The sequence below is a fragment of the Vibrio sp. HI00D65 genome, from assembly GCF_001635455.1.
In the GTDB taxonomy this organism is placed as follows: Bacteria; Pseudomonadota; Gammaproteobacteria; order Enterobacterales; family Vibrionaceae; genus Vibrio.
The window spans coordinates 1-233 of the sequence record NZ_LWEH01000607.1 but is presented as its reverse complement, the minus strand read 5'-3'; the positions used below and the strand labels follow the sequence as shown (position 1 = coordinate 233).

Genomic DNA, 233 nt, shown 5'->3' with positions numbered 1-233 from the left:
GCTAAGAGCATTCTAGGAGAAAAGTGATGCGTGTAACGGACTCCCAATTTAACGCGGTGATGCAGCGTTCATTAATGGACAACAATATCCGCTTGAACAAAGTTTTTGAGCAAATGTCGACAGGGCTAAGGATCAATCATTTATCCGACGACCCAATTGCCGCTGTGCGCCTTGAGGGATTAAAAAAGACAGTCTCTGATAATCAGCAGTACCAGCGAAATATCGAAAATGTG

1 protein-coding gene is annotated in these 233 nt (G+C 43.8%); it reads left to right on the top strand.

What is annotated here, in order from left to right; genetic code table 11:
• Window positions 1–26: 26 nt before the first annotated feature.
• On the top strand, window positions 27–233 hold a 207-nt coding region (locus A3712_RS24190; protein ID WP_443083621.1), incomplete at its 3' end, for a flagellin.